The following is a 23,501-nucleotide window of genomic DNA, read 5'->3' on the forward strand; positions in this document are numbered from 1 at the left end:
CGGAATCGGACAAGGAGCGCCAATAAAATGACAGATAAAAATTATTTAGAATGCCTAACTTTTGAAAAATGCAAAATGGTCAAGTTATTGACTAATGCTCAAAAATAAAACATCCTTCAGCGACTGCCCCCACCGATCTCCTTCATTTGGCTGTCTCCACGTGAATGGAATGGTTGCGTTTGACACAGAGTAGCCGTCGTTCGACTTGCCCCTGATAGCAGCACGCTGCCTATCGGACCAACTCTCGAACATTGAGCTTGGAGTGCGATGAGGGATGTTTTTATGCGCGAGAAGTCATCGGTCGACAGCCTGTTTTTGACCCGTGCCGGTTTTGTTGAGTTTTTTGTTGTTTTCGTCAAATTGGTTCATGGCCTGACTGCGATCTTGCCGCCTCTGGTCCTGGTATTGTTCCTCGACCCGATGGCCCATGAATTGCGTTCCCACTTCCTCGGCCTGCTGCTGTTTTTTGCGGTGCTGACCATCATTCTGTTTCAAGCCCTGGGCATTTATTCCGAGGAGCTTTTCAGTAATCGCCTGCGCCTGCGCAGCAACATCGTGGCGTGGTCTGCGGCGTTCTGCATCTTGCTGTTCATGTATCAGATCCTGCAGTTCTTCCCGCAACTGACCCCACGCAACCTGGTGGTCTGGTACATCGCCAGCCTCGGTTTGTTCTGTGTGGAGCGTTTGGGGGTGCTGCGCCTGTATCGCAACCTGATGCGCAAGGGCAAATACCTGCAACGCACGGTGATCCTGGGCTTCACCGACACCGCCGTACATGTGGCCGACCACCTGCAACGCAACGGCGATATCCGCTCCGGCCTGATCGGCTTTATCGACGATCGCACCGAGCGCATTCCCAAGGAACTCAGCAGACTGCCGTTGCTGGGCAACACCCGCGACCTGGAAAAACTGATCCGCGCCGAACAGGTCAACCAAGTGATGATCTGCCTGCCCTGGGCCGCCGAGCAACGTATCCACGGGCTGGTCAATCGCCTGCGGCAGATGTCGGTGAATGTGATGCTGGTGCCTGACATGGCCGCCCTGCGCTACGGCCACAGCCGCATCACCGACGTCGGCGGCATCCTGATGTTCAACACCTCGCAATTGCCGCTGCGCGGGTGGTCACCGTTTATCAAGCGCTGTGAAGACTTGCTGCTGGCCAGCCTGGCACTGGTGGTGTTTTCGCCGGTGATGCTGGTGACGGCCATTGCGATCAAGCTCGACTCCAAAGGCCCGGTGCTGTTCCGTCAGAACCGCTATGGCTACAACGACAACGAGATTCGCGTGTTCAAGTTCCGTTCGATGTTTACCGAACAGAGCGACTTCACCGCCGAACAGCAGACCACCCGCGAAGACCCACGCATCACCCGCGTCGGCCGCATCATCCGCAAAACCAGCATCGACGAGCTGCCGCAACTGTTCAATGTGCTGCTGGGCAATATGTCTATGGTCGGCCCGCGCCCACATGCCACGGCGACTAAAGCGGCAGGTATCCCGTTTGAAGTGGCGGTGAGCGAATACAGCTCAAGGCATCGGGTCAAGCCGGGCATCACCGGCTGGGCGCAGATCAATGGCTACCGGGGTGAGACCGATACCCTGGTCAAAATCCAGAAGCGTGTCGAATACGACCTGGAGTACATCTCCAAGTGGTCGGTGTGGTTTGACTTGTACATCGTTTGCATGACGATCCCGGCCGTCCTCTCCACCAAGGAAGTGTATTGATGAATACCCTCAACGGATTAATTCCCTGCATTATCTCCGGTGGTTCAGGCACTCGGCTGTGGCCGGTGTCGCGGCAGAACATGCCCAAGCCCTTCATGCGCATGCGTGATGGCCAGAGCCTTTTGCAAAAGACTTTCCAGCGCGCCGCCAAACTGCCCGGCGTGGAAAGCGTGCTCACGGTGACCAATCGCGACCTGCTGTTCCGTACCCTGGATGACTACCGTGGGGTCAACAAGGCCCACCTGCCCCTGGACCTGCTGCTGGAACCATTCGGCCGCAACACGGCGGCGGCCATCGCCGTCGCCGCGTTGCATGTGCAGGAACACTTCGGCGGCGATGCGCAATTGCTGGTGATGCCCGCCGACCATTTGATCTTGAATGAAGTCGCGTTCGCCCAGGCCGTGACCCAGGCCCGCGACCTGGCCGAAGCCGGCTACCTGGTGACCTTCGGCATTCAGCCCGACCACCCGGAAACCGGCTTCGGCTACATCGAAAAAGGCGAAGCCTTGAGCACCGGCAACCGGGTCAAACGCTTTGTCGAAAAACCGGACCTGGCCACCGCCCAAGGCTATCTCGACGGCGGCAAGCACCTGTGGAACGCCGGTATGTTCTGCTTCAAGGCCAGCACCCTGGTGGATGAGCTGGCGACCCACGCCCCCGACGTACTGGCGGCCGCGAAAGCGGCGCTGGAGCACAGCCAGCACCTGCAGAACAAAACCTCGCGCCAGCGTGAACTGGACGCTGAAGCGTTCGGCAGCGCACCGGATATTTCCATCGACGTGGCCTTGATGGAAAAGTCCAGCCAAGTGGCCGTGGTGCCCTGCGACATCGGTTGGAGCGACATCGGTTCCTGGGAAGCCCTGCGCCAACTCACCCCGAGTGATGCCCATGGCAACCAGGTCAACGGCGAAGCGATCCTGCATGACGTGCACAACTGCTACATCGATTCGCCCAAGCGCGTGCTCGGCGCCGTGGGCGTGAAAGACCTGATCATCGTCGACACCCCCGATGCCCTGCTGATCGCCGATGCCCACCGCAGCCAGGACGTGCGCTACATCGTGGCCGAACTCAAGCGCCAGAACCACCCGGCGTTCAGCCTGCACCGCACGGTCACCCGGCCCTGGGGCACCTACACCGTGCTGGAGGAAAGCAGCCGGTTCAAGATCAAGCGCATCGTGGTCAAGCCGCAAGCATCGTTGTCGTTGCAGATGCACCACCATCGCAGCGAACACTGGGTGGTGGTCAGCGGCGCCGCACAGATCACCAATGGCGACCGTGAATTCCTGATCAACGCCAACGAGTCCACCTATATCCCGGCCGGGCACAAACACCGCCTGACCAACCCCGGCATCATCGACCTGGTGATGATCGAAGTGCAGAGCGGCGAGTACCTGGGCGAAGACGACATCGTGCGCTTCGACGACATCTATGGGCGTGCCCCGGCCGAGGTGAAAAAGTGACATGCGGACCTCGTTGATCATCCCGACCCGCAACGCCTCCAGCCACCTGGCACGACTGCTGCCGGCGCTGAAAATGCAGACGCTGCAACCGGACGACATGCTGGTGGTCGACAGCGCCTCCAGCGACGACACCGTGGCGCGGTTTCGCGAATTCGGCGCGCGGGTCGAGGTCATCGACGCGCGGGACTTCAACCATGGCGGCACCCGGCGCTGGGCCAGCGAGCAAGTGGACGGCGATGCGTTGATCGTGATGACCCAGGACGCAATCCCGGCAACCCCCGAGACCTTCGCCAACCTGTTGCGCGAATTGCAGGAAGACCCGCTCAACGGCGTTGCGTATGGCCGCCAACTGCCGCACCCGGACGCCGGGGTACTGGGCGCGCAATCGCGGCACTTCAACTACCCGGACCAGAGCCGCAGCAAGAGCCTGGCCGATGCTCCGCAGCTGGGGATCAAGACCTGCTTCAGCTCCGATTCGTTTTCTGTGTACCGACGCAGCGCATTGCAGGCCGTCGGCGGTTTTCCCGCCGACGTGATCGGCAGCGAAGACGCCTATGTGGCCGCACGCATGCTGCTTGAAGGCTACAAGGTGCGCTACGCCGCGTCCGCGCAGGTGTATCACTCCCACGATTACCGCCTCATGGATGAGTTCCACCGCTACTTCGACATTGGCGTGTTCTACGGTCGCGAGCCGTGGATACGCGAGGCATTCGGCGATGCCGGCGGAGAAGGTAAACGCTATGTACTGGCGGAGCTCGCAGCATTGCGCGCTGCCGGTGCATTGCATCGCGTACCCGAAGTACTGGTGCGCAGCGCGTTCAAGTTGCTCGGCTATCGGCTGGGCCATCAGGAACGCCGGCTACCCATCGCCCTCAAGCGGCGCATCAGCATGTTCCCCGGTTATTGGAGGTGAGCACATGACCCACAGGAAGTCCCCCTTGATGAAACGAACCTTGCTCGTCCTGGCCATGATGGCATTGGCCGCCTGCAATACGCCCGCACGCATCGTCCCACCGGACGACAAGACGGTCGAGGAAGGCAAACGCGCCCTCGACCAACTGGCCCAACTGCCGCCGGCCGTGGAACGTATCCGCGTCGGCGACCAGTTGCGCATCGTGCGCGATGCCGGAGAAATGCCGACGCTGTCAGCGTTCAACGTCAGCACCATCTATGAGCTGACGCTGTACACGGTGCAGGCCGACGGCAAGATCAACTACCCCTTCCTGGGGCCGATCCAGGTCGCCGGGCGCCAGCCCTCGGAGCTGGCCACCGAGCTGAGCAACAAGCTGGCGCCGGTGTATCGCGAGCCGCGGGTGACGGTGAACATCAACCAGGCACCGGGTAACTCGGTGATCGTCGGCGGCGCGGTGAACAACCCGACGGCCGTGCAAATCGGCACGGCCAACACGCTGGAACAGGCGATTGTCGGCGCCGGCGGGGTGAACCCGTCCGGCAACGCAAGCATGGTCGCGCTGCTGCGCGAAGATGCCCAGGGCGCCTACCGTGCCTACTTCCTGGACTTCAGCCAATACCTCAAAACCGGGCCTAACGGGCGCAAACAAGTGCGCCTGCAACGCGGCGATGTGGTGTTCGTGCCCAAATCCAACGTGGGCGAACGCATCCAAGGGGTGGATACCTACTTGAACCAGTTGATTCCGTTCACCAAGTCGATCGGGGTTGGCTACAACTACACCCGAACCAGCGGCAGCAACAACTAAAGGAGCGACATCCCATGATCGAGATCCGTTCTTTTCGGGATCTTCTGCGCCTGTTCTTCATCTTCAGACATGAGTTCAAGCTGGCGGCCATCGCGGCGCTGGTCATCATGTTGCTGGGGGCCTTCCTGCTGCCGGCCAAGTACGAGTCCACCGCACGCCTGCTGGTCAAGCCTGGGCGTGACTCGACCTTGCCGATCGAGATCAGCAACCGCCAGGCACTGGTGATGCCCAGCACCCAGCGCGACCCGATTGTCGACGAGGAGCGCCTGCTGACCGGCCGCCCGATCGTGCGCGCGGTGGCCGAGCACTACCTGGAAGTGATTGAAAATGCACCGCCGCCGGAAGGTTTCTGGAAGCGCACCAAGTACTACGTCAAGAGCGGCATCGGTGCCGTGTTCGACGGCGTGCGCGTAGTGCTGGAAACCGTCGGTATCATCGAAAAAACCACCCCGGTGGAACGGCTGGCCGCCAGCCTGGAGAAAAACTTCGAGGTGAGCCACGCCGCGGGGTCCACGGTGATGGATATCAGCTTCAAATGGGGCGACCCGGAAATTGCCCAGATGGTGGTCAAGAACTGGATCGAGACCTACATCAACGAACGCACCCAGGCCCTGGGCCGCAAGAGCCTGTACGCGTTCTACGAGGGCCAGGTCAACACCAGCGCCAACGAGATCAAGAGCTATAAGCAACAGATCCTCACGCACCTCAACGAGATCGGCGCGGCGAGCATTACCGACCGCCTGGAGGACTTGTCCGAGCGCATCAACGTGCTGCGCGGCGAGACCTTCAACACCACCCGCCTGATCGCCTCTTCCGACAGCGCCCTGGAGAGCACTCGCAACCAGCTCAAGACCCAGCCCAAGGAAGTGACCACGGTTCGCCAGATCGCCCTGAACCCGCAGCAGCAGGATTTGCGTCGCCTGCTCAACCAGAAGCTGCTGGAAAAGGCCGATATGATGCGCACCTACACCGACAACGCACCGCCGGTCAAAGCGCTGGACGCCTCGATCCTTGCCATGCAGGCCCAGGTCGCCAGTGAAAGCAACACGGTGCAGAGCTCGGAAAACCGTGCGCCGAACACCCTGGAAATCCACTTGCAACGCGTGCTGCTGGATGAGTCGAGCAACAACCTGGCGCTGCGTACTCAGTTGGTTCAGCAGCAGAAACAACTGGTCAACCTCGAAGCCCAGCGCAAGCAGGCCCTGGAGATTGAGCCGGAGCTGGCGCGCCTTTCCCGCGAGTTGAGCGCCACCGAGCGTAACTACGCGCTGTATGTGGACAACCTGGAAAAGTCGCGCATCGACCGTGAACTGGATAACAGCCAGATCAGCAACATCGCGGTGATCGAAGAAGCCACCCTGAACCCGGGCCGCGTCTTCCCGAAAACCCTGGTAATGCTGATGTTGGCGATCCCGTTTGCCATCGTCGTCGGCCTGTTGGTGATCTACCTATGCTACCTGCTGGACCAGCGCATTCACGATGGCGGCCTGGTGGAGCGCAAATTCGGCTTGCCGCTGTGGACCACCCTGCCGGAGCTGGACACCAGTACCGCCCAAGGCACCAACGCGTTCAATGCGAGCATTTACCGGCTGTACGGTTTGCTGCAACTGGAGCGCATTGCCGAACAGGGCATGACGCTGGGGCTGACCTCGGCGCGCCACGGTGAAGGCGTGACCTTTGTGGTGGAACAATTGCGCCAACTGCTGCAAGAGAACGGCATCAACGTGCGCGTTGGCGGCGCTTCACCGGCGGCACAGGGGGAAGTGGTTCTGCTGGATGCTTCGGCCCTGCTGGATAACCGCGATGCGTTCGTCACGTTGCGCCGCGCCGACCTGATCGCGCTGGTGGTGGAAGCGCAAAAAAGCACGGTGCCGGTGGTGGAACATGCCCTGTCGATCCTCAACACGGCGTTTGGCAAAGTCGACGGCATCATCATCAACCGGCGTAAGTTCGAAGTGCCGGCCAAGGTGCTGCAAAACATCGCCAAGTACCGGGGGGCGTTCTGATGCGCATCGCCCTGCTTGCGCCCTTGCCGCCGGAAAAGAACGGGATCGCCGACTACGCGAACCATTTCAAGACGGCTTTGGAGCAACTGGGGGTGACGGTGGTGACACCGTTGAGCGGCGTGGCAGGCAACAGCGTTGCCATCGGCCAAGCCATCGCCGCATTCGACTGGCAAGGTGTGGACCTGGTCCACGCCGAACTGGGCGGCGGCCGGTTGGGAGAATTCCTGGCCTTGCGCGAGTTGCGCAAGGCGCTCCCCAAGCTGCCGCTGACCGCAACCGTGCATGACCCGGAGCGCATGGTCTGGCGCCGGGAGCGTTTGCCCTTCCCGCTGAACCTGTTGGAACGTTTGCCCAGCCCACTGCCCCAGGCAGCGGTGGTGCTGGCAGACCCGCTGACCTTGAGCGAAGAACGCCGCGTCGCCCAGGACCTGACCCGGCTGGTCACCCTCACCCGCCTGGGCGCCGACTGCCTGAGCGAGCGCATGCGCTTACCTGCGGGCAAAGTGGCCGTGATCAACCACGCCAACCTGGCGATTGCGCCGGCTGCCTTGCCGTCGCTGGACACGCTGCGCCTGCTGTATTTCGGTTTTATCTACCGTGGCAAAGGCATTGAAGACTTGTTGCAGGCCCTGGCCGCCGTCTTCAAGCAAGCCCCCCAATTGCATGACCGTGTGCGCCTGACCCTGGCCGGTGGCACTGCCGCCGAAATGGCGTTCGGCGCAGGCGGCAATTACCTGGAGCAGTTGAACAGCCAGATCGCCGACCTCGGCCTGGCGGGCTCCATCGACTGGCGGCTGAACCTGCCGGCCAGCGAGATTGCCCAGACGATCCAGGCACACCATGTGATGGTGCTGCCGTATCGCGAATCGAAAAAACTCGGCCTGCTGGGCCGCCAGCGCGGCACCAGTGGCGCGCTGTCCTGGGCCGCCGCGTGTGGGCGCGGGGCGATCACTTCGGATGCGCGCGCGTTTGCCGAGGAGGTCGCCAGCGGCAATGGCTTGATCTTTCCCCAGGGCGATGTGGCCGCATTGAGCGAGCAACTGTTGCGCCTGGCGAATACGCCGACACTGGCGCAGGACTGGGCTGAACGCGCCGCGCAAATCGGCCGCGAACGCCTGTGGCCGTTGACCGCGCAGAAGTTCAAGGACCTTTTTGAGCAAGCCATTGCAGGAGCACCCTATGGCGCATAAACGGACTTGGTTCGCCTCACTGCTCGTGATCGTCGCGCTCGGCCTGAGCGTTTTTCTGTGGGGGCGCCAGGCCGATGCCGAGAGCCATGTGCTCAAAGGCAACAAAGTGCTGGTGTGGAAGGATTTCCTGGGAGTGAACGCGCAATTCCTGTGGTTCAGCCCCACGCTGTATCAACAGCAGATCGACAAACTCAAAGCGCTGGGCTTGCAGTGGGTGCGCCTGGACCTGCACTGGGACCAGTTGGAGCCTGCCGAAGGTCAGTATCAGGTTGCGACGCTGGACCAACTGGTCGGCAACCTGCAGACCAACCAGCTCAAATCGGTGTTCTACCTGGTGGGCTCGGCGCCCTTTGCCACCACGGCGCCGCCCGGTGCGCCGTACCAGGACCAGTACCCGCCGAAAAACCCGGATGTATTCGCCAACCGCATGGCGCTGTTGTCCCAACGCTACCCCAGCGTCGACGCCTGGCAAGTCTGGAACGAACCCAACTTGCTCGGCTTCTGGCGCCCGGTAGCCGACCCCGCAGGCTATTTCAACCTGTTGACGGCGACCACCAATGCCTTGCGCTCGGTCAACCCGGACAAACCCGTGGTTGCGGCCGGCATGGCCTTCCTCAGCGAAATGCCCAACGGCAATACCATGCTCAGCGCCCTCAGCGCCCTGGGCGTAAACCGCCTGAATACGGTAGTGTCCTATCACCCCTACAACCAGCTGCCCGAGGGCAATGATCCGGCCAACCTGGACTTTGTCGCCAAGACCCAGGCACTCAACCAGTCCCTGCGCGCAGAGGGCGTGAAAACCCTGTGGAGCACCGAGTGGGGCTGGTCGAATTATCCGGGGCCCAAAGAGGCGCAAGACCTCATCACCCGACAGCAGCAGGCTGACTACGTGGTACGCCGGGTGGCGCTGATGAGCGCGATGGATTTTGACAAGATCTTCCTGTTCACCCTCAGCGACCTTGACCAGCGGGCCAGCGTGCGCGACCAGTCCTACGGTTTGCTCGACATCAACGCCAACCCCAAGCCGTCCTACACAGCGCTGAAGAACTTCCTCGATGTGAGCGGGCCGCAACTGACGCCCGGCGATCCGCCCACCGCCGACCAGTTACCCGACGGCCTGTTCAGCATCGGCTGGACCCGCGCCGACGGCCATAAGCTGTGGTACTTCTGGTCGGCACAGGGCGGTAACGCTCACCTGCCGAACCTGACCAGCGCGACCCTGTACGACCCGCTGCGCGGCACACAAACCCCGGTGAGCGGCGCCAATGGGTTGACCGTGCCGGTCAAGTCGAACCTGCAAATTCTGTTATGGGATTGAAGCCCGCCATGCGCATTCTATGGATACTGCCCTACTCGCCCTGGCCCGCCACCAGCGGCGGCAAGACGCGCCAGTTCCACTTGCTGCGCAGCCTGGCCGCGCGTGGGCACAGGATCACGTTGTTGCTGCATGACAAGCACCCCGTCTCGCTGACCGATCGCCAGGTGCTGGAAGCCTTCCTGGAACAGTTGATCATCCTGCCGCGCCGCCCACTGCGCAGCGTGAAAACCCTGGTGGCCGGGCTGTTTGCGCCCTACCCGCTGCTGGCCAGTGTCAATGGCTTGTCAGGTGCACTGCAGGACACCTTCGACCCGTTGCTCAATGAGCATTGGGATGTGGTGCAGATCGAGCACTCCTACACCTTCCAACCCTATGAAGATGCCCTGGCGCGCAAATCCCAACCCTTTGTGCTGACCGAGCACAACGTGGAATCGGCGCTCGGCGCAGCGACGTACGACCGCCTGCCGCGCTGGGCGCTGCCCTTCATTCACTACGACCAATGGCGATACCGCCGCTGGGAGCGTCGCGTCATGCGCCAAGCCACGCAGGTGGTGGCGGTCACCGCCGGCGACGCGCAGGTGCTGGAGAACATCGCCGGCAAGCCCGTGCCCGTGGTGGTCAACGGCGTGGATTGCGCGCATTTCGCCGGTGCCCGTCCTGATCCCGCGGCGCGCCGTGTGCTGTTCCTCGGCAATTATGAATACGCTCCCAATGTGGACGCGATCGAATGGGCATTGGATGAAATCCTGCCCAAGGTCTGGGAGCAATGCCCTGATGCGCGCATGAGCGTGTGCGGCTTCGGCATGCCCGGCAGCTGGCGCGAACGCTGGCAGGACCCGCGTATCGAGTGGCAAGGTTTTGTACCGAACCTGTTGGCGCTGCAATCGAGTTGCTCGGTGTTCCTGGCCCCGTTGCGTCATGGTGGCGGTTCCAAGCTCAAAGTACTCGAAGCCCTGGCTGCGGGGTTGCCGTTGGCCAGCACCGAACAAGGGGTATCGGGCCTGGACCTGGTCGAAGGGGTGGATTACCTGGGCGGGCAGACCGCCAGCGGCCTGGCGGATTCAGTGGTGCGCCTGCTGCAATATCCCGCAGCGGCACTGCCCATGGGCGAGGCTGGCCGCGCCTATGCACGCCGGGCCCATGACTGGAGTGTCGCCGCCGGCCAGCTGGAGCAGGTGTACGCGACGCTCTCGCCGCTCAATCAAAAGGAGCCCACATGCGTGTAGGTCTGGATTACCGCACCGTCGGCACCTCGCCGCAATCGGGCATCAGCCGTCAGGTGTATGCGCTGGAAAATGCGCTGTGCAGCCTGCCGGGTATCGAGCTGGAGCGCTTCACGGTGGCCCCGCTGGGCGATGAAACTCGCTTGCGGGCCCACTGCCCGGCCTGGGGCTGCGCGAAAACCGCGATGCATCAGCCGCAGAACCGCCTGCGTTTCGAAGCCGGGTTCCTGCCGCGTGCCTTGCGTGAGCAACACATCGATGTGTACATCAGCACCTTCAATATGGGCCTGCCATTGCCCCCCAAGCCCAAGGGCATGCGTACCGTGGTGCTGTTGCATGACCTGTTCCAGATTACCTTGAACAACTACCACGCCAACCGCCTGAAGGCCTTGATCTACAAAACCAGTGATCGCGTGTCGATTGCCTACGCGGTGCACAGCGCCGACCGCGTGTGGACGCCCTCACAGTACAGCGCGGATGAAACCGTACGCCTGTTCCCCAAGGCGGCGGGCAAGATTCGTGTGCTGCCCAATCAGGTCGACGGTTTTGGCGAACCGCCGGCAGACCTCAGCGCCTATCAACTGCCGCAGCGCTACTGGCTGCTGGTCGGGACTCGCGAGCTGCGCAAGAACGTACCGTTCCTGGTGGAGGCCTGGCAGAAAGCCCGCCAGCAATCGCCCAACGTGCCGGAGTTGGTGCTGGTGGGCAGCCTTGAGCACCTGCCCGAGGCCCAGCGTACGCTGCCGGGCATTCGTGCACTGAGCGGCGTGTCGGATGCCCAGTTACATGGGTTGTACCGGCAGGCATCGCGCCTGTGGCAACCGTCCTATGCCGAAGGTTTTGGTTTACCGGTCATCGAAGCGCTCAGTGTCGGCACCCCGGTGGCCGTGGCCAGCGGTACGTCGCTGGATGAAATCACGCCACCGTCGGCGGCGCGTTTTTCGCCCACCGACAGCGCAGCGCTGACCGCCTTGATGGTGAACCTGAGCCAACAGCCCGATGAAGACTCATCCGAACAACATCGCCATTGGGCGCAGCGTTTCAACCACCATGCCTATCGCCGGCGCGTGGCCGAACTGATCGAGGAACTCACGTGAGAATAACCCTGGCAAGCCTCGTTGCGATTCTGTTCGGCCTGCTGTTCGGCGGGCTGGCCCTGGCACTTTCACCCGCCAAAGCTTTCCTGGCCGTGGTCGGCCTCGCGGCGGCCGTGACCATTCTGCGATTTCCGTTCTGGGGCTTGTTGCTCTTCGCGCTGGTGGCGACGTTCATGCCCTATTCGACCATCAACCTGGGGATCCGCAGCACGGTGAGCGAAGCGATCCTGGCGCTGACCTGGGGCGCCGTGATGTGGCACAGCTTCCTGGCCCGCCTGCCGGACACGCCGAGCCTGTCACGCCGGCCGACGGACCAGATGCTGCTGTGGCTGATGCTGTTCAGCGTGTTCCCGTTCATCGTCGGCCAGGTCAGCATCCAGGCCGAGAGCAGCGGCGTGGCCAACTGGTTGCGCTGGTTGCTGAACCTCTCGGGCGTGTTCCTCACCGCCAAGTTGCTGGTGGATCAAAAACGCCGCGAAGCCTTGGTGATGGCCTTGCTGCTGGGCACCCTGGCAATGCTGGTGATGTCCATCGCCGTATTCGTACGCACCCGTACAGGGGCCGGGATTGCGCCGATCCTGGCGCTGCTCAATTACGGCAACTTCGACATGTTGAAATTCGGCCTGGAGGCGATGTCGTCACGCATGGGTTCGCCGTGGATGCACCCCAATGCCATCGGCGGGATCATGGCCTTGCTGTTGCCGCTGGCATTTTGCTTCGGCATGACCGAGCGCGGCTGGAAGCGTGCGCTGGGCCTGGGCGTGGCATGCCTGGGGGCGGCGGCGTTGCTGCTGGCCAGTAGCCGTGGGGCAATGGTCAGTCTGGCGTTGGTGTTGATCTGGATGGCCACGCGCCGCGTGCCATACACCGGGCGCTTGCTGATGGTCGGCGCGGTACTGACCGTGGCGCTGGTGATGGCCTACCCGCCATTGCAGGACCGCCTGGCGACGATCTTCTCGTCGAGCAACGCCAGTACCGAGGTCCGTGTCGATGAATACCGCATGTTCCCTCAAGCGGTGGCGGCCTATCCGTTCGGTATTGGTTTCAAGGTCGATCCGCCCGTGCCGGGCACGCACCTGCTGGGGATTTCCAACCTGTGGCTTAACTTCATCTACAAGACGGGCATCGTCGGTATGCTGCTGTTTGTGGCGGTCACCGTGCGCTGGTGGCGTGAAGCACGCCCGGAAGCCGGCCCGATCCACCTGACCAAGGACAACGCGCTGTGGCTGGGTAGCACGGCGGGGATTCTGTCAGCGTTGGTCAGCGGTTTGTTTGACCACTACTTCAGTTTTGCCGTGGTGATGGTGGCGCTGTTCTGGCTGATGGTGGGCATCAACGTGCTGGAAGCACGCCGCCTGTTTCCGGCACGCCTGCCGCAGGACAAGACCGTGGCGTATCGCAAACCGTTGCTTGACGGCGTGCGGCCTTAAGCATGCTCGGTTCCGCCGTCTGGCTGACCCTGGCGACCCTGCTGGGCCTGTGCCTGGGGTTCGCGCGCGAGTGGCTGCTGGTGGCGGCCTGGGGCGCCGGGGAGCGCAGTGACGCCTTCCTGATCGCGCTGTTCTTGCCTGAGGCGTTGCGTATGTCGTTGGCCGGCGGTGTGTTGAGCGCCGCTGCCTTGCCGCTGTACCTGCAACGCAAGGACGGCGAACGCCTGGATTGGCTGGCGGTGTTGTTTCCCGCGTTGCTGCTGATTGCGCTGATGACCAGCCTGTTGTTGACGCTGTTGGCCCCCTGGCTGGTGCAGCTACTCGGCCCGGGGCTGGCGGCCAGCGCGACGGCCCTGGCGGCGAGTAATTTACAGGTCGTGGCCTGGTGCGTGCCGGGCTTGATGCTGCATGCGCTATTCAGTATTCCGTTGCAGGCAAGCGAGCGTTTTGTGCTGGCGGGCTTGGGCTCGCTGTTGTTCAACTTGCCGCCGGTGACTTACCTCGCGCTGGCAGGCACCGCGACTGAACCTCGCGCACTGGCCTTGGCCTGCCTGGCCGGTAGCCTGTTGATGCCACTGGCCTTGCTGCCGTCGATCTGGCGCCAAGGGTGGCGGCCATGGCGCTGGCAGTTGAGCATCACGCCGTTGCAGGAGCTGGGGCAACGCATCGGGCCACTGCTGCTGAGCAACGGTGCCAGCCAAGGTTTGGCGTTGATCGAGCGGCTGGTGGCCTCGCTGCTGGGTGAAGGCGCGGTGACGTGGGTCAACCTGGCGCGCAAGTTGATGAACCTGCCGCTGATTGCACTGATGAGCCTCAACCAGGTGCTGCTGGGCATGATGAGCCGCCGCCAGGGCGATGAGCGCCTGGCTTTGCTCAAGCGCGGCCTGGAGACCGCCAGCGTGTTGACCTTGCCGGCCGGCGTCGGCCTGGTCGCGGCGGCGCCCAGCCTGGTCGCCTTGCTGCTGCCCAAGCAATCGGCGGATTCACCGTTGCCATTGCTGCTGGCCTGGTTCGCCGTACCGCTGGTGTTCGGCGCCTGGAACGCCCTGCTTGCGCGCTATGCCTACGCCGCCGGCGACACGCGACAGCCGCTGCGGTGCGAGTTGCTCGGTAGCCTGGTCAATGTGCTGTTGCTCGCGGCCTTGCCCTTTGTGTTTGGCCTGGCGGGCATTCCGCTGGCCGCATTGGCCGGGGTGATGTGCACGGCACTGTTGCTGATGCAGCGCCAGGCATTGCTCGCCGCCCTGCCCTGGGCGCGGCAGTGGCTGCTGAGTGCGTTGGTCATGGGCGCGGCCGCGCTGGGGCTGTTTTCAATTGAAGGCGTGTGGCTGCAACTGGGGCTGAGTACCCTGGCAGGCACCGTGGTGTTGCTGGGCATGGGGCTGTGGCTGAAGCCGTGGCGCAAGGCATGAATGATCGATCAGGAGTCGTTACGTGAAACAACGCTGGATTCAAATGGATATCGCCAAAGGCATCGGCATCCTGGTGATCGTGTATGGCCATAGTTGGTTTGTCGCCAACTCCCTGGACCTGCTCTATCCAATACTCGCCTCGTTTGTGTTGCCATTGTTCTTCTTCCTGTCCGGCGTGTTTTTCAAGCCCGAACAGCCGTTTGTGGAGATGGCGGTGCGCAAGGCCGATGGCCTGCTCAAGCCGTTTTTCTTCACCATGCTGATGTATGTGCTCGTACGTGATTTGCTGCGCGGGCAGCCCCTGTTGCCGGATGTGGGCGGTGTGCTGTACGCCTCGGTGGACACTATTCCGTGGCAAGCGCTGTGGTTTTTACCGCACTTCTGGGTGGCGATTCTGTTCAGTTGGTTAATGCTGCGCCTGATCCAGCATCTGAAGTTGCCGTTGCTGGCGAGTTGCCTGCTGATGGTCGCGCAACTGTTGCTCGGCATCTGGGTACTGCCGTGGTTCTGGCAAGTACCGGTGACCATAGGCGGGCAAACCTGGACGATGCCTGGCCTGCCCTTCAGCCTCGAAGTCACCCTGATCAGCAGCACCTATTTTATCTACGGTTACCTGCTGCGCGACTGGCTACGCAGGCATGAGGGCTCGCTGCTGACCCTGGTGATTTCCATCGCCCTGTTCGCCGCCGTGTTTGTTTACAGCCGCGACACCATGGACCTGGCGCAACGACGCTATGACCACTGGTTGTGGACCAGTCTGCTGGCGGTGATCGGCGTGTATATGTGCTGGGCGCTGGCACGGGTGCTGATGGTATCGCCTCTATTGACCCGCATGATGACGTATATCGGCCAGTCAACGCTGATCGTGTTGATCTTCCACGGGGAAATCCAGCACAAGGCTGTGGACCTCATGGAGCGCCTGGGCCTGCATCCGTTCATGTCGGCCTGTCTGGGCCTGGTGATCGCGGTGGTGGTACCGCTGATGATTGGGGAAGTGATCAAGCGTGTGGCGGTCTTGCGGTTCTTCTACTTTCCGTTTCCGGTGCGCAAAGCCCCGAAAAGTTGAAAATACCACTCATACGATGTGGGAGCGGGCTTGCTCGCTCCCACACTTGTCATGCATGTTCAGTCATCAAGTTGTGACGCGGCGGGCTTACTGCCGGGCTTGGCCGATTTGGCGCCCTTGGCTGGAGGAGCTGCGGCAGGTTCCGGTTCAGCCGGTGCCGCAAGGTCTTTTTCGGCCTGGGGCATCTGGTCGATGGCGCTGAAGAACTCCTTCAAATCGAGGGTATCCGGTGGCACGGTCTTCTCGATTTTTTTCTCGCCGTCCTTGCCGATCAGGATCACCTTGGTGCCGCTGCCGGCACCCAGCTTGAGGGCCCGGATCAACGCATTGGTTTCCGGCGGCGTCAGCTTCTTGTTGTCCTTGGCTTCCTTGGCAAACTTTTCCCCTTCAGCGCCGATGCTGCCGAACTTCACGGTGTAGAACACCATATTGCGTTCTTCAAAGGATTGTTTGGTGGCGGGCTCGCTCAGTTGTTTCTGAAGAGTCGCCAAGGTGGAGTTTCCGGAATCAAGCTCCACAACCACCAGCGGACGGGACTTGCCCATGTCTTGCTTGAGCGGGTTGATATCCTCAGCGGCCAACAGCGGCCCCGTTAAAGCCATCAAGGTAGCCAGGGTCAGCGACCGGATGAGCATGCGCACCTCCTTTGAATTCCATGCAGGGTTCTTGAGTTTCATGTGTGCGACAGTCAAATTCAAGGATGATTCCTACACCGCTTTACGAAAGAGTAGGACAGGACGCCCACGACGCAAGGGCTTGGATGGGGTCAGGCACCATTGTTTCTTCTGATTGCGGAAACATTATGAGACTTCCCACAGAGGCCAATGCCGGGCGAACACCGGTGCCACGATGGGGTCAGCATCCACGTGCGCCAGGCTCTGGGCGAAGCTTGGCGCCAAGGCGGTCAATACCTCACGCGCCTCATCCCAGTGCGAAACCGCGGCCGCCATGATGCCCAGGGCGTTCGGCACATTGCCGGGGGCGAACAACTGTTCGGCAAATTGATCGGCGAACACCACCCAGGCTTGATGCAGATAGCGTCGCGTACCACTGACCAGTTGCGCCTGCAGCGCCTCATCCGCATTACCCAGCCAGCGCTGCGGATAATCGATGATGCCGATCGCCGAATAGCAATTGGCGGTGATGTAGAGCAGGCCGCGCAGGATCTGCGCGCGGTTGCCGGCCAATAGATCCGACGCGGGAAACGCCATGCCCAGGTAGATCAGGATGGCAGCGCTTTCGGTCAGCACCTGCCCATCGGGGGTGACCAGCGTGGGAATCTGCTTGAGTGGGTTGATACGGGCCAAGGCTTCGGTGCCCTCGCCCTCCTGCCAGGAGCTGGCCTCTACCCGGTGCCACGGCACCGCGCAACGTTGCAGGGCAATTTCGATCATGCATGAGCCGGAATCGTCGGTACCGTAGAGCGTATACATGGGCGTTCCCTCTGGTTTATCGCACTAGTCTGGCCTGCAAGTTCGCCTTCACCTGCGGCCACTCCGAGTCGATGATGCTGAAGCGCACCGAGTTGCGCTTGCGCCCGTCCGGCATGATGCGTTCGTGACGCACGATGCCTTCCTGCACCGCGCCCAGACGCAGGATGGCTGCGCGAGAGTTTTCGTTGAGTTCGTCGGTGGTGAATTGCACGCGCACGCAGTCGAGCACATCGAAGGCGTAGCTGAGCAACAACAGCTTGGCCTCGGTATTGATTGCCGATTTCTGAGTGGATTGCGCCAGCCAGGTGTGGCCGATCTCCAGCTTGCGGTTGACCCGATCGATCTTCCAGAAGCGCGTACTGCCCACGACCTCGCCAGTGCTCTTGCGCACGATGGTGAAGGGCATGACCGTACCGGCATGACGCCCGGCCAAGGCGGTCGCCATGTACGCGTCGATGGTGTCCGGGCCGGGGACGTTGGTAACCTTGAGGTTCCACAACTCACCGTCGGCGGCGGCCTGGAGCAAGGCCGCTGTGTGTTCGAGCTGCAAGGGTTGGAGTTCGACGATAGTGCCGGTCAAGGTGATCTGGGTCATGGAGAGCTGCGCCGTCTGCGAGTGGTCGTCAGAGGGCAAGAGTGCAGGCTTGCGCGGCGCTTCGGCAAGTGTTTTAGAACAGGCCCATTTGCCCGCCGACCAGGGTGCCGAAATCGTCGTTGACGAACGGCAGGATCGCATCGGCCACCGGCTGCAATTGCCGTGTGACGTAATGGTCGTAGTCGATCGCCGCCTGCCGCACCTCCAGCGGTTCCGGGCCGTTGAGCGTGATCACATAGCTGATCCAGCCACCGCGTTGGTACTGGCGCGGGCGGCCCAGGCGGTCGTTGTAGTCATCGGCCAGGCGTGCAGCGCGTACATGCGGTGGCACGTTGCGTTCGTAGTCATCCAATTGACGACGCAGGCGCTTGCGGTAGATCAGCAGTTCATCGAACTCACCGCTCAAGGTGCGCCGCACGTAGTCGCGCACGTAGTCCTGATGGGGCTGGCGATGGAAGATGCGCCGGTAGAGTTCCTGCTGGAACTGCCGCGCCAGGGGCGACCAGTCGCTGCGCACGGTTTCCAGGCCCTTGTAGACCATTTCCTCACTGCCATCCTCGCGCACGACCAAGCCCGCGTAGCGCTTTTTGCTGCCCTCCTCCGCGCCGCGAATGGTCGGCATGAGGAAACGGCTGAAGTGCGTTTCGTATTGCAGCTCCAAAGCACTTTGCAGGCCGAATTCGCGCTGTAAATGCTCACGCCACCAAGCGTTGACGTGCTGGACCAGCGCCTGGCCGATGCGGCCGGCATCGGCTTGGGAATGGGCTTTGCCCAGCCAGACAAAGGTGGAATCCGTGTCACCGTAAATCACTTCGTAACCCTGGGCTTCGACCAGCTTGCGCGTCTGGCGCATGATCTGGTGCCCACGCATCGTGATCGACGAAGCCAGCCGCGTATCGAAGAACCGGCAGCCGCTGGAACCGAGCACTCCGTAGAAGGCGTTCATGATGATTTTCAGGGCTTGGGACAACGGAGCGTTGTGTTCGCGCTTGGCCACTTCACGGCCTTCGGAAACACGAGCGACGATGGACGGCAGGCAATGGCGGGTGCGAGAGAACCGCGCACCGCGAAAGCCTTCCACTGACGCACTGTCTTCGGGGTGCTTGAGGCCTTCGATCAAGCCCACCGGGTCGATCAGGAAGCTGCGGATGATCGACGGATAGAGGCTTTTGTAATCCAGCACCAATACCGACTCGTACAGGCCGGGACGCGAGTCCATGACAAACCCGCCGGGGCTGGCCTGGGGTGGTTTGTCGCCCAGGTTCGGCGCGACAAAGCCCTGGCGGTGCATCAGCGGCATGTACAAATGGGTGAAGGCGGCGACGGAGCCGCCGCTACGATCGGCCGGCAACCCAGTGACGCTGGCCCGCTCCAGCAGGAACTTGAGCAAGTCGGTCTTGGCGAAAATCCGTGTGACCAATTCGCAGTCCTTGAGGTTGTAGCGTGCCAGGGCGGGCTTGTCCTCGGCAAACATGCGGTTGATTTCGTCCATGCGCTGATAGGGTGTGGAGATGTCCTTGCCTTCGCCGAGCAGGGTTTGCGCGACGTTTTCCAGGCTGAAGGACTCGAAACTCCAAGTGGCCGAACGCAGTGCCTCGATGCCGTCGATGATCAACCGCCCCGCTGCCGCCGCGAAGTAGTGATTGCGGCTGCCGTGTTCGCGCCACGTCATGGTTTCACCGCCGCGCCCCAGCAACAACGGTACATTGAGACGCTGGGCGTGCTCATGCAGCACGCGCAGGTCGAACTGCACCAGGTTCCAGCCGATGATCGCATCGGGGTCATGGGTGGCAAGCCACAGGTTGAGGCGTTCGAGCAGTTGGGCGCGGGTCTCGCAGTAGTCGAGCTTGAAATCTACCGCAGCGGTTTTGTTGGGTGGGCCGAGCATGTACACCTGACGCTCGCCGCAGCCTTCCAGAGCAATGGAATAGAGATCGCCCTGGGCGGTGGTCTCGATGTCGAGGGACACCAGCTTGAGCGGCGGGCGGTAGTCGGGCGCGGGTTTCATCTGCGCATCGCCCAGCACGCCCATTGCATCAGGCGTGCCACCGAACCACACGGGCGCGGTGATGAAGCGCTCCATCATGTAGCGCTCCGGTGGGCGTACATCGCCTTCGTAGACATCGACACCGGCGGCACGCAGGCGCTTTTCCAAGTCCATCAATTGGCGATGCTGGCGAGTGTAGAGGCCCAGCACCGGACGATGATGAAAGTCGCACAACTGCAACGGGCGCAATTCGATATCACGCTCGCCCTTGAGCAGCCAATCCAGCGGCTTGCGATGGGCCTGAGGAATGAACATCACCGAGGTCTGCACGGGCAGCCGAATACACCGCGGGCCGTGGTCCGTGGCCAGCCAGAAACTGACCTCCGTGCCCGCCGGAGTGTCGCGCCAATGCCGGGTCAGGACAAAACCCTGCTGTAAATCCAACGTACCGCACCTCAGGAATCGCTTTCAGAGCGTGATTCTACTCGGCATTCGTCTCTACACGGCACGTTTACGTGCGATTCAGGCATCGCCGGCGGCAGCCCGCCGCAACCCGTGCGGTTCACGCCCGATGGGCTTGGCTCAGATAAGTCTCTATGTTGTTCATTTGCTCGTCCCAGCCACGGGAGTTCATCTTGAAGGCTTTTTGGCGGCGGGCGGCAGGGATAGCATCAAACCCGGACTCGACAACTCGCAGCAGAATGCCCGGCGCACGGTCCTCAAGGGTGAACTCCACCAGTGTCGGGGACTCCTTGTCGTAGTCGATGTCCTGCTCGACCGCGTAAGGATGCCACCAGAAGGAAAACAGGGTTTGCGGCAGGATGCGTTCGATCCTGGCCTTCCACATCACATGTTCGTAACCAGGGTAAGTAATCGGGGCTTCGATGGTTTCACCCGCAGCGAAGCTCTTGCCTTTGAGGGCGATGCCGAACCAACTGCCAAACTTTTCGGCGTCGGTCAGGGCCTCCCAGATCTGTTTACGTGAAGCGTTGAGCAGGACTTTCCGTTCGATGCGATCTAACACAAGCATAAGTCACCTCCTCCATTGACAGTAGGCGACATTGATCAATGCGCAACCTTGAGTTATGCGCGATGATGGTGCCCCTACCCTCGCCACGGCCGCCGTACTTTATGACTAACCCGTTGAACGGAAGTTGCTTCTGCAAAGCTGTGCGCTATCAAGTGGACAGCCTCGACATGCCTATCAGCCATTGCCACTGTGACAGTTGCCGCAAAACCCATGCAGCTGCGTTCGTCGCCACTGCCGGGGTGATGCGTGAGCACTTTCGCTGGATACAGGGTAAGGAACTGCTGTCGGCGTTTGAATCGTCGCCGGGCAAGCTAAGACATTTCTGCTCACGTTGCGGATCACATCTGATGGCGGAACGCGGGCATCAGCCCCATGTGATCGTGCGAGTGGCGACGCTGGATGATGACCCGGGCGTCAGGCCCACTTCGCATATCTGGACGAGCCACGATGTGCCGTGGCTGGCTCATGAGGGTTTGGAGTGCGTGGCGCGACCAGCCTGATCCTGTCCTGTCCTGGCCCGGCTTAGACGTGCGGGTCGCCCGGGGCTTTGGCCGGCGCGGCATATTGGGGTTTCAAGTGCCCCTCTTGATCGAGTAGCCAGGCGTCCATGATCTGACGTACCACGGGGCCGGCGACTCGGCCACCGGCCTCACCGTTCTCGATCATGACCGAAATGACGATCTCCGGATGTTCCGCCGGGGCAAACCCGACGAACAAGGCGTTGTCGCGATGGCGCTCCAGGGTTTTGTTACGGTCGTAACGTTCGCCTTGTTTGATCGCGACCACCTGCGCCGTACCACTCTTGCCGGCGATGCGGTATTGCGCACCTTGCGCCGCGGCCCGTGCGATACCACGCGGGTCGTGCATCACAAGCTGCATGCCGTGGTTGACCTGTTCCCAATCACGCGGGTCCTTGAGGACTACGTTGGGCATCGGATGTTCATCCACTGGCGGCACACCGTTGATGGTCTTGGCCAGGTGCGGCCGGTTCCACACACCTTTGTTGGCGATCAACGCGGTGGCTTGGGCCAATTGCAGTGGCGTGACTTGCATATAACCCTGGCCGATACCCAGGATCACGGTTTCCCCCGGGAACCAGGGTTGGCGACGTGTGGCGCGCTTCCAGGCTTGAGACGGCATCAGGCCAGCAGACTCTTCGAACATATCCAGGGAGACTTTCTGACCAAGACCGAATTCCGCCAGGTAGTCATGCAACCGATCAATCCCGAGTTTGTGGGCCAGGTCGTAAAAATAGGTGTCGTTGGAACGCATGATTGCCGCGTCCATATCCACCCAGCCGTCGCCACTGTGATTCCAGTTTCGGTATTTGTGGTCAAAGTCGGGCAACTGATAGTAACCAGGGTCGAACACTCGGGTTTGAGCGGTGACGACACCACTGTCGAGACCGGCGATGGCCACTTCCGGCTTGATGGTCGAGCCGGGCGCGTAGAGACCGCGCAACACGCGGTTGAACAGCGGACGGTCGATGGAATCGTGCAGCGCGGCGTATTCCTTGAAGCTGATACCAGTGACGAACAGGTTCGGGTCGAAGCTCGGCTTGCTGACCATGGCGAGCACTTCGCCCGTACGTGGATCAAGTGCCACAACCGAGCCGCGACGGTCGCCCAGGGCCTCTTCGGCGGCCTCCTGGAGTTTGACGTCGAGGCTCAGCACGATGTTTTTGCCGGGGATCGGGTCGGTGTGCTTGAGAACGCGTAATACACGACCCTGGGCGTTTGTCTCGACCTCCTCATAGCCGACATGGCCATGCAGCTCAGACTCATAGAACCGCTCGATGCCGGTCTTGCCGATGGACTGGGTACCGCGGTATTCCACAGAATCGAGGGACTTGGATTCTTTTTCGTTGATGCGGCCGACGTAGCCGATCGAATGAGCGAAATGCGGGCCCAACGGATAGTGCCGCACGAACTGCGGCTCAACGTCCACGCCTGGCAGACGAAATTCGTTGACGGCCAAAACGGCAATCTGTTCTTCAGTCAGTTCATAAAATAGCGTAACGGGCACAAACGGATGGCGCGCTTGTTTCAGCGCCTTGTCGAACACTGCACGGTCTTCGGCGGGTAGGTGCAGCAGATTGACGATGGCATCCAACTCGCCCTTGAGGTCGGTCGTACGCTCACGGGTGATCGTCAGGTTGTAGCTGGGGCGGTTATCAGCTAGCACGACGCCGTTGCGGTCATAGATCAAACCGCGGGTCGGCGTGATCGGCAGTACGTGGACCCGGTTGTTTTCTGAAATCGTGGAGTGGTAGTCGTATTGCACCACTTGCAGAAAATACAGGCGGCCCACCAGAGCACAGGTGATACCAATCACCAGCAGCGCGCAGGCGAACAGACGCTTGTTGACCAAACGGTTTTCTTTTTCGTGATCCTTGATCGGTATCGCTTCAGGCATTTCTACAGCATCTCGTTGAAGAGGGTCGACGCCGCATCCTGCGGATAAAGATCAATCCTTGTGAAAATGTGCTGCACCATACCAAAAATGCAGAAACACTTTGCATCGATTTCCCCAACGGCATGTGTTTTGTCAGGTGAACACGGACTTTGGCTCTAGAAAGGCTTCAAGCCATAGGGGACATGTTTGCGACCGATGCCCGATAGGTTAGGCGCGCGGGGCTCGTGGGATGAGTAATTGCGCTGACACACGCGGCTCAAGACAATTGGCTTGAACCCACTGGGCGCCGCGCCGCAGCCAGCTTGCCACTTTTCGACCGCCCAAAACAAAACCCCATCTGCTTTCGCAAATGGGGTTTCGGAATTTAATCTTGACGATGACCTACTCTCACATGGGGAA

Annotated in this window: 19 protein-coding genes; 13 read left to right on the forward strand and 6 right to left on the reverse strand. The window is 61.4% G+C overall.

From position 1 onward, the window contains the following. Positions 1 to 282: 282 nt before the first annotated feature. The 12 genes from ACQRBV_RS25820 to ACQRBV_RS25875 are packed head-to-tail and all read left to right on the forward strand — an operon-like array spanning position 283 to position 15,642. A complete protein-coding gene (locus ACQRBV_RS25820; protein ID WP_060752370.1) occupies positions 283 to 1,722 on the forward strand; it encodes an undecaprenyl-phosphate glucose phosphotransferase in 1,440 nt (479 codons plus the stop codon). Beyond that, positions 1,722 to 3,182, forward strand: a complete 1,461-nt coding sequence (locus ACQRBV_RS25825; protein WP_060752369.1) for a mannose-1-phosphate guanylyltransferase/mannose-6-phosphate isomerase — start codon at positions 1,722 to 1,724, stop codon at positions 3,180 to 3,182. Before ACQRBV_RS25820 ends, ACQRBV_RS25825 begins: the two co-directional genes overlap by 1 nt. A 1-nt stretch (position 3,183) precedes the next feature. After that, complete coding sequence (locus ACQRBV_RS25830; RefSeq protein WP_104993225.1) at positions 3,184 to 4,095, forward strand: glycosyltransferase family 2 protein; 912 nt, start codon at positions 3,184 to 3,186, stop codon at positions 4,093 to 4,095. A gap of 28 nt (positions 4,096 to 4,123) precedes the next feature. Then, positions 4,124 to 4,900: a polysaccharide biosynthesis/export family protein gene (locus tag ACQRBV_RS25835; protein WP_090372180.1), complete on the forward strand. Its 777-nt coding sequence runs from the start codon at positions 4,124 to 4,126 to the stop codon at positions 4,898 to 4,900. Between the two features lie 14 nt (positions 4,901 to 4,914). Next, a complete protein-coding gene (locus ACQRBV_RS25840) occupies positions 4,915 to 6,906 on the forward strand; it encodes a GumC family protein (RefSeq protein ID WP_411984731.1) in 1,992 nt (663 codons plus the stop codon). After that, positions 6,906 to 8,096, forward strand: coding sequence for a glycosyltransferase (locus ACQRBV_RS25845; RefSeq protein WP_411984732.1), 1,191 nt, complete (start codon positions 6,906 to 6,908; stop codon positions 8,094 to 8,096). Before ACQRBV_RS25840 ends, ACQRBV_RS25845 begins: the two co-directional genes overlap by 1 nt. Beyond that, a complete protein-coding gene (locus ACQRBV_RS25850; RefSeq protein WP_411984733.1) occupies positions 8,086 to 9,414 on the forward strand; it encodes a cellulase family glycosylhydrolase in 1,329 nt (442 codons plus the stop codon). Before ACQRBV_RS25845 ends, ACQRBV_RS25850 begins: the two co-directional genes overlap by 11 nt. Before the next feature lie 8 nt (positions 9,415 to 9,422). Beyond that, a complete protein-coding gene (locus tag ACQRBV_RS25855) occupies positions 9,423 to 10,640 on the forward strand; it encodes a glycosyltransferase family 4 protein (protein WP_104993221.1) in 1,218 nt (405 codons plus the stop codon). Next, positions 10,631 to 11,734: a glycosyltransferase family 4 protein gene (locus tag ACQRBV_RS25860; RefSeq protein WP_244383933.1), complete on the forward strand. Its 1,104-nt coding sequence runs from the start codon at positions 10,631 to 10,633 to the stop codon at positions 11,732 to 11,734. The genes ACQRBV_RS25855 and ACQRBV_RS25860 overlap by 10 nt, the downstream gene beginning before the upstream one ends. Before the next feature lie 2 nt (positions 11,735 to 11,736). Continuing rightward, positions 11,737 to 13,164 carry an O-antigen ligase family protein gene (locus ACQRBV_RS25865; RefSeq protein ID WP_411984743.1) on the forward strand — a complete coding sequence of 476 codons (1,428 nt, stop codon included), beginning with the start codon at positions 11,737 to 11,739 and terminating at the stop codon, positions 13,162 to 13,164. Positions 13,165 to 13,166: 2 nt separating this feature from the next. Further along, on the forward strand, positions 13,167 to 14,576 hold the full coding sequence (gene murJ, locus ACQRBV_RS25870) for a murein biosynthesis integral membrane protein MurJ (RefSeq protein WP_411984734.1): 1,410 nt from the start codon (positions 13,167 to 13,169) through the stop codon (positions 14,574 to 14,576). Positions 14,577 to 14,598: 22 nt separating this feature from the next. Next, positions 14,599 to 15,642: an acyltransferase family protein gene (locus ACQRBV_RS25875; protein ID WP_162843541.1), complete on the forward strand. Its 1,044-nt coding sequence runs from the start codon at positions 14,599 to 14,601 to the stop codon at positions 15,640 to 15,642. Between the two features lie 59 nt (positions 15,643 to 15,701). On the opposite strand, the gene ACQRBV_RS25880 is transcribed toward ACQRBV_RS25875, so the two are convergent. The 5 genes from ACQRBV_RS25880 to ACQRBV_RS25900 all read right to left on the reverse strand — a co-directional run bounded on the left by ACQRBV_RS25880 (position 15,702) and on the right by ACQRBV_RS25900 (position 20,687). Beyond that, positions 15,702 to 16,277: a DUF4174 domain-containing protein gene (locus ACQRBV_RS25880; RefSeq protein ID WP_090372196.1), complete on the reverse strand. Its 576-nt coding sequence runs from the start codon at positions 16,275 to 16,277 to the stop codon at positions 15,702 to 15,704. A 165-nt stretch (positions 16,278 to 16,442) separates the two neighbouring features. Continuing rightward, the gene (locus ACQRBV_RS25885) at positions 16,443 to 17,075 is read right to left on the reverse strand and encodes a glutathione S-transferase family protein (protein ID WP_060752357.1); all 633 of its coding nucleotides are present in this window, start codon (positions 17,073 to 17,075) and stop codon (positions 16,443 to 16,445) included. Positions 17,076 to 17,091: 16 nt separating this feature from the next. Continuing rightward, positions 17,092 to 17,670 (reverse strand): GNAT family N-acetyltransferase, encoded by a 579-nt coding sequence (locus ACQRBV_RS25890; RefSeq protein WP_161550200.1) that lies wholly within the window; start codon positions 17,668 to 17,670, stop codon positions 17,092 to 17,094. A 73-nt stretch (positions 17,671 to 17,743) separates the two neighbouring features. After that, the gene (locus ACQRBV_RS25895; protein WP_411984735.1) at positions 17,744 to 20,101 is read right to left on the reverse strand and encodes a DNA polymerase II; all 2,358 of its coding nucleotides are present in this window, start codon (positions 20,099 to 20,101) and stop codon (positions 17,744 to 17,746) included. Positions 20,102 to 20,219: 118 nt separating this feature from the next. Next, entirely contained in the window at positions 20,220 to 20,687 is a 468-nt protein-coding gene (locus ACQRBV_RS25900; protein ID WP_411984736.1) for an SRPBCC family protein, read from the reverse strand. A 101-nt stretch (positions 20,688 to 20,788) separates the two neighbouring features. Here ACQRBV_RS25900 and ACQRBV_RS25905 point away from each other — a divergent pair, with 101 nt between their 5' ends. Then, positions 20,789 to 21,187 (forward strand): GFA family protein, encoded by a 399-nt coding sequence (locus ACQRBV_RS25905; RefSeq protein WP_411984737.1) that lies wholly within the window; start codon positions 20,789 to 20,791, stop codon positions 21,185 to 21,187. A 22-nt stretch (positions 21,188 to 21,209) separates the two neighbouring features. Here the strand turns inward: ACQRBV_RS25905 and mrdA are convergent, their stop codons facing one another. After that, a complete protein-coding gene (gene mrdA / locus ACQRBV_RS25910; RefSeq protein ID WP_060752352.1) occupies positions 21,210 to 23,102 on the reverse strand; it encodes a penicillin-binding protein 2 in 1,893 nt (630 codons plus the stop codon). Positions 23,103 to 23,501 lie beyond the last annotated feature (399 nt).

Origin of the sequence: Pseudomonas sp. R11F (assembly GCF_050312575.1) — a bacterium.
GTDB lineage: Bacteria > Pseudomonadota > Gammaproteobacteria > Pseudomonadales > Pseudomonadaceae > Aquipseudomonas > Aquipseudomonas palleroniana.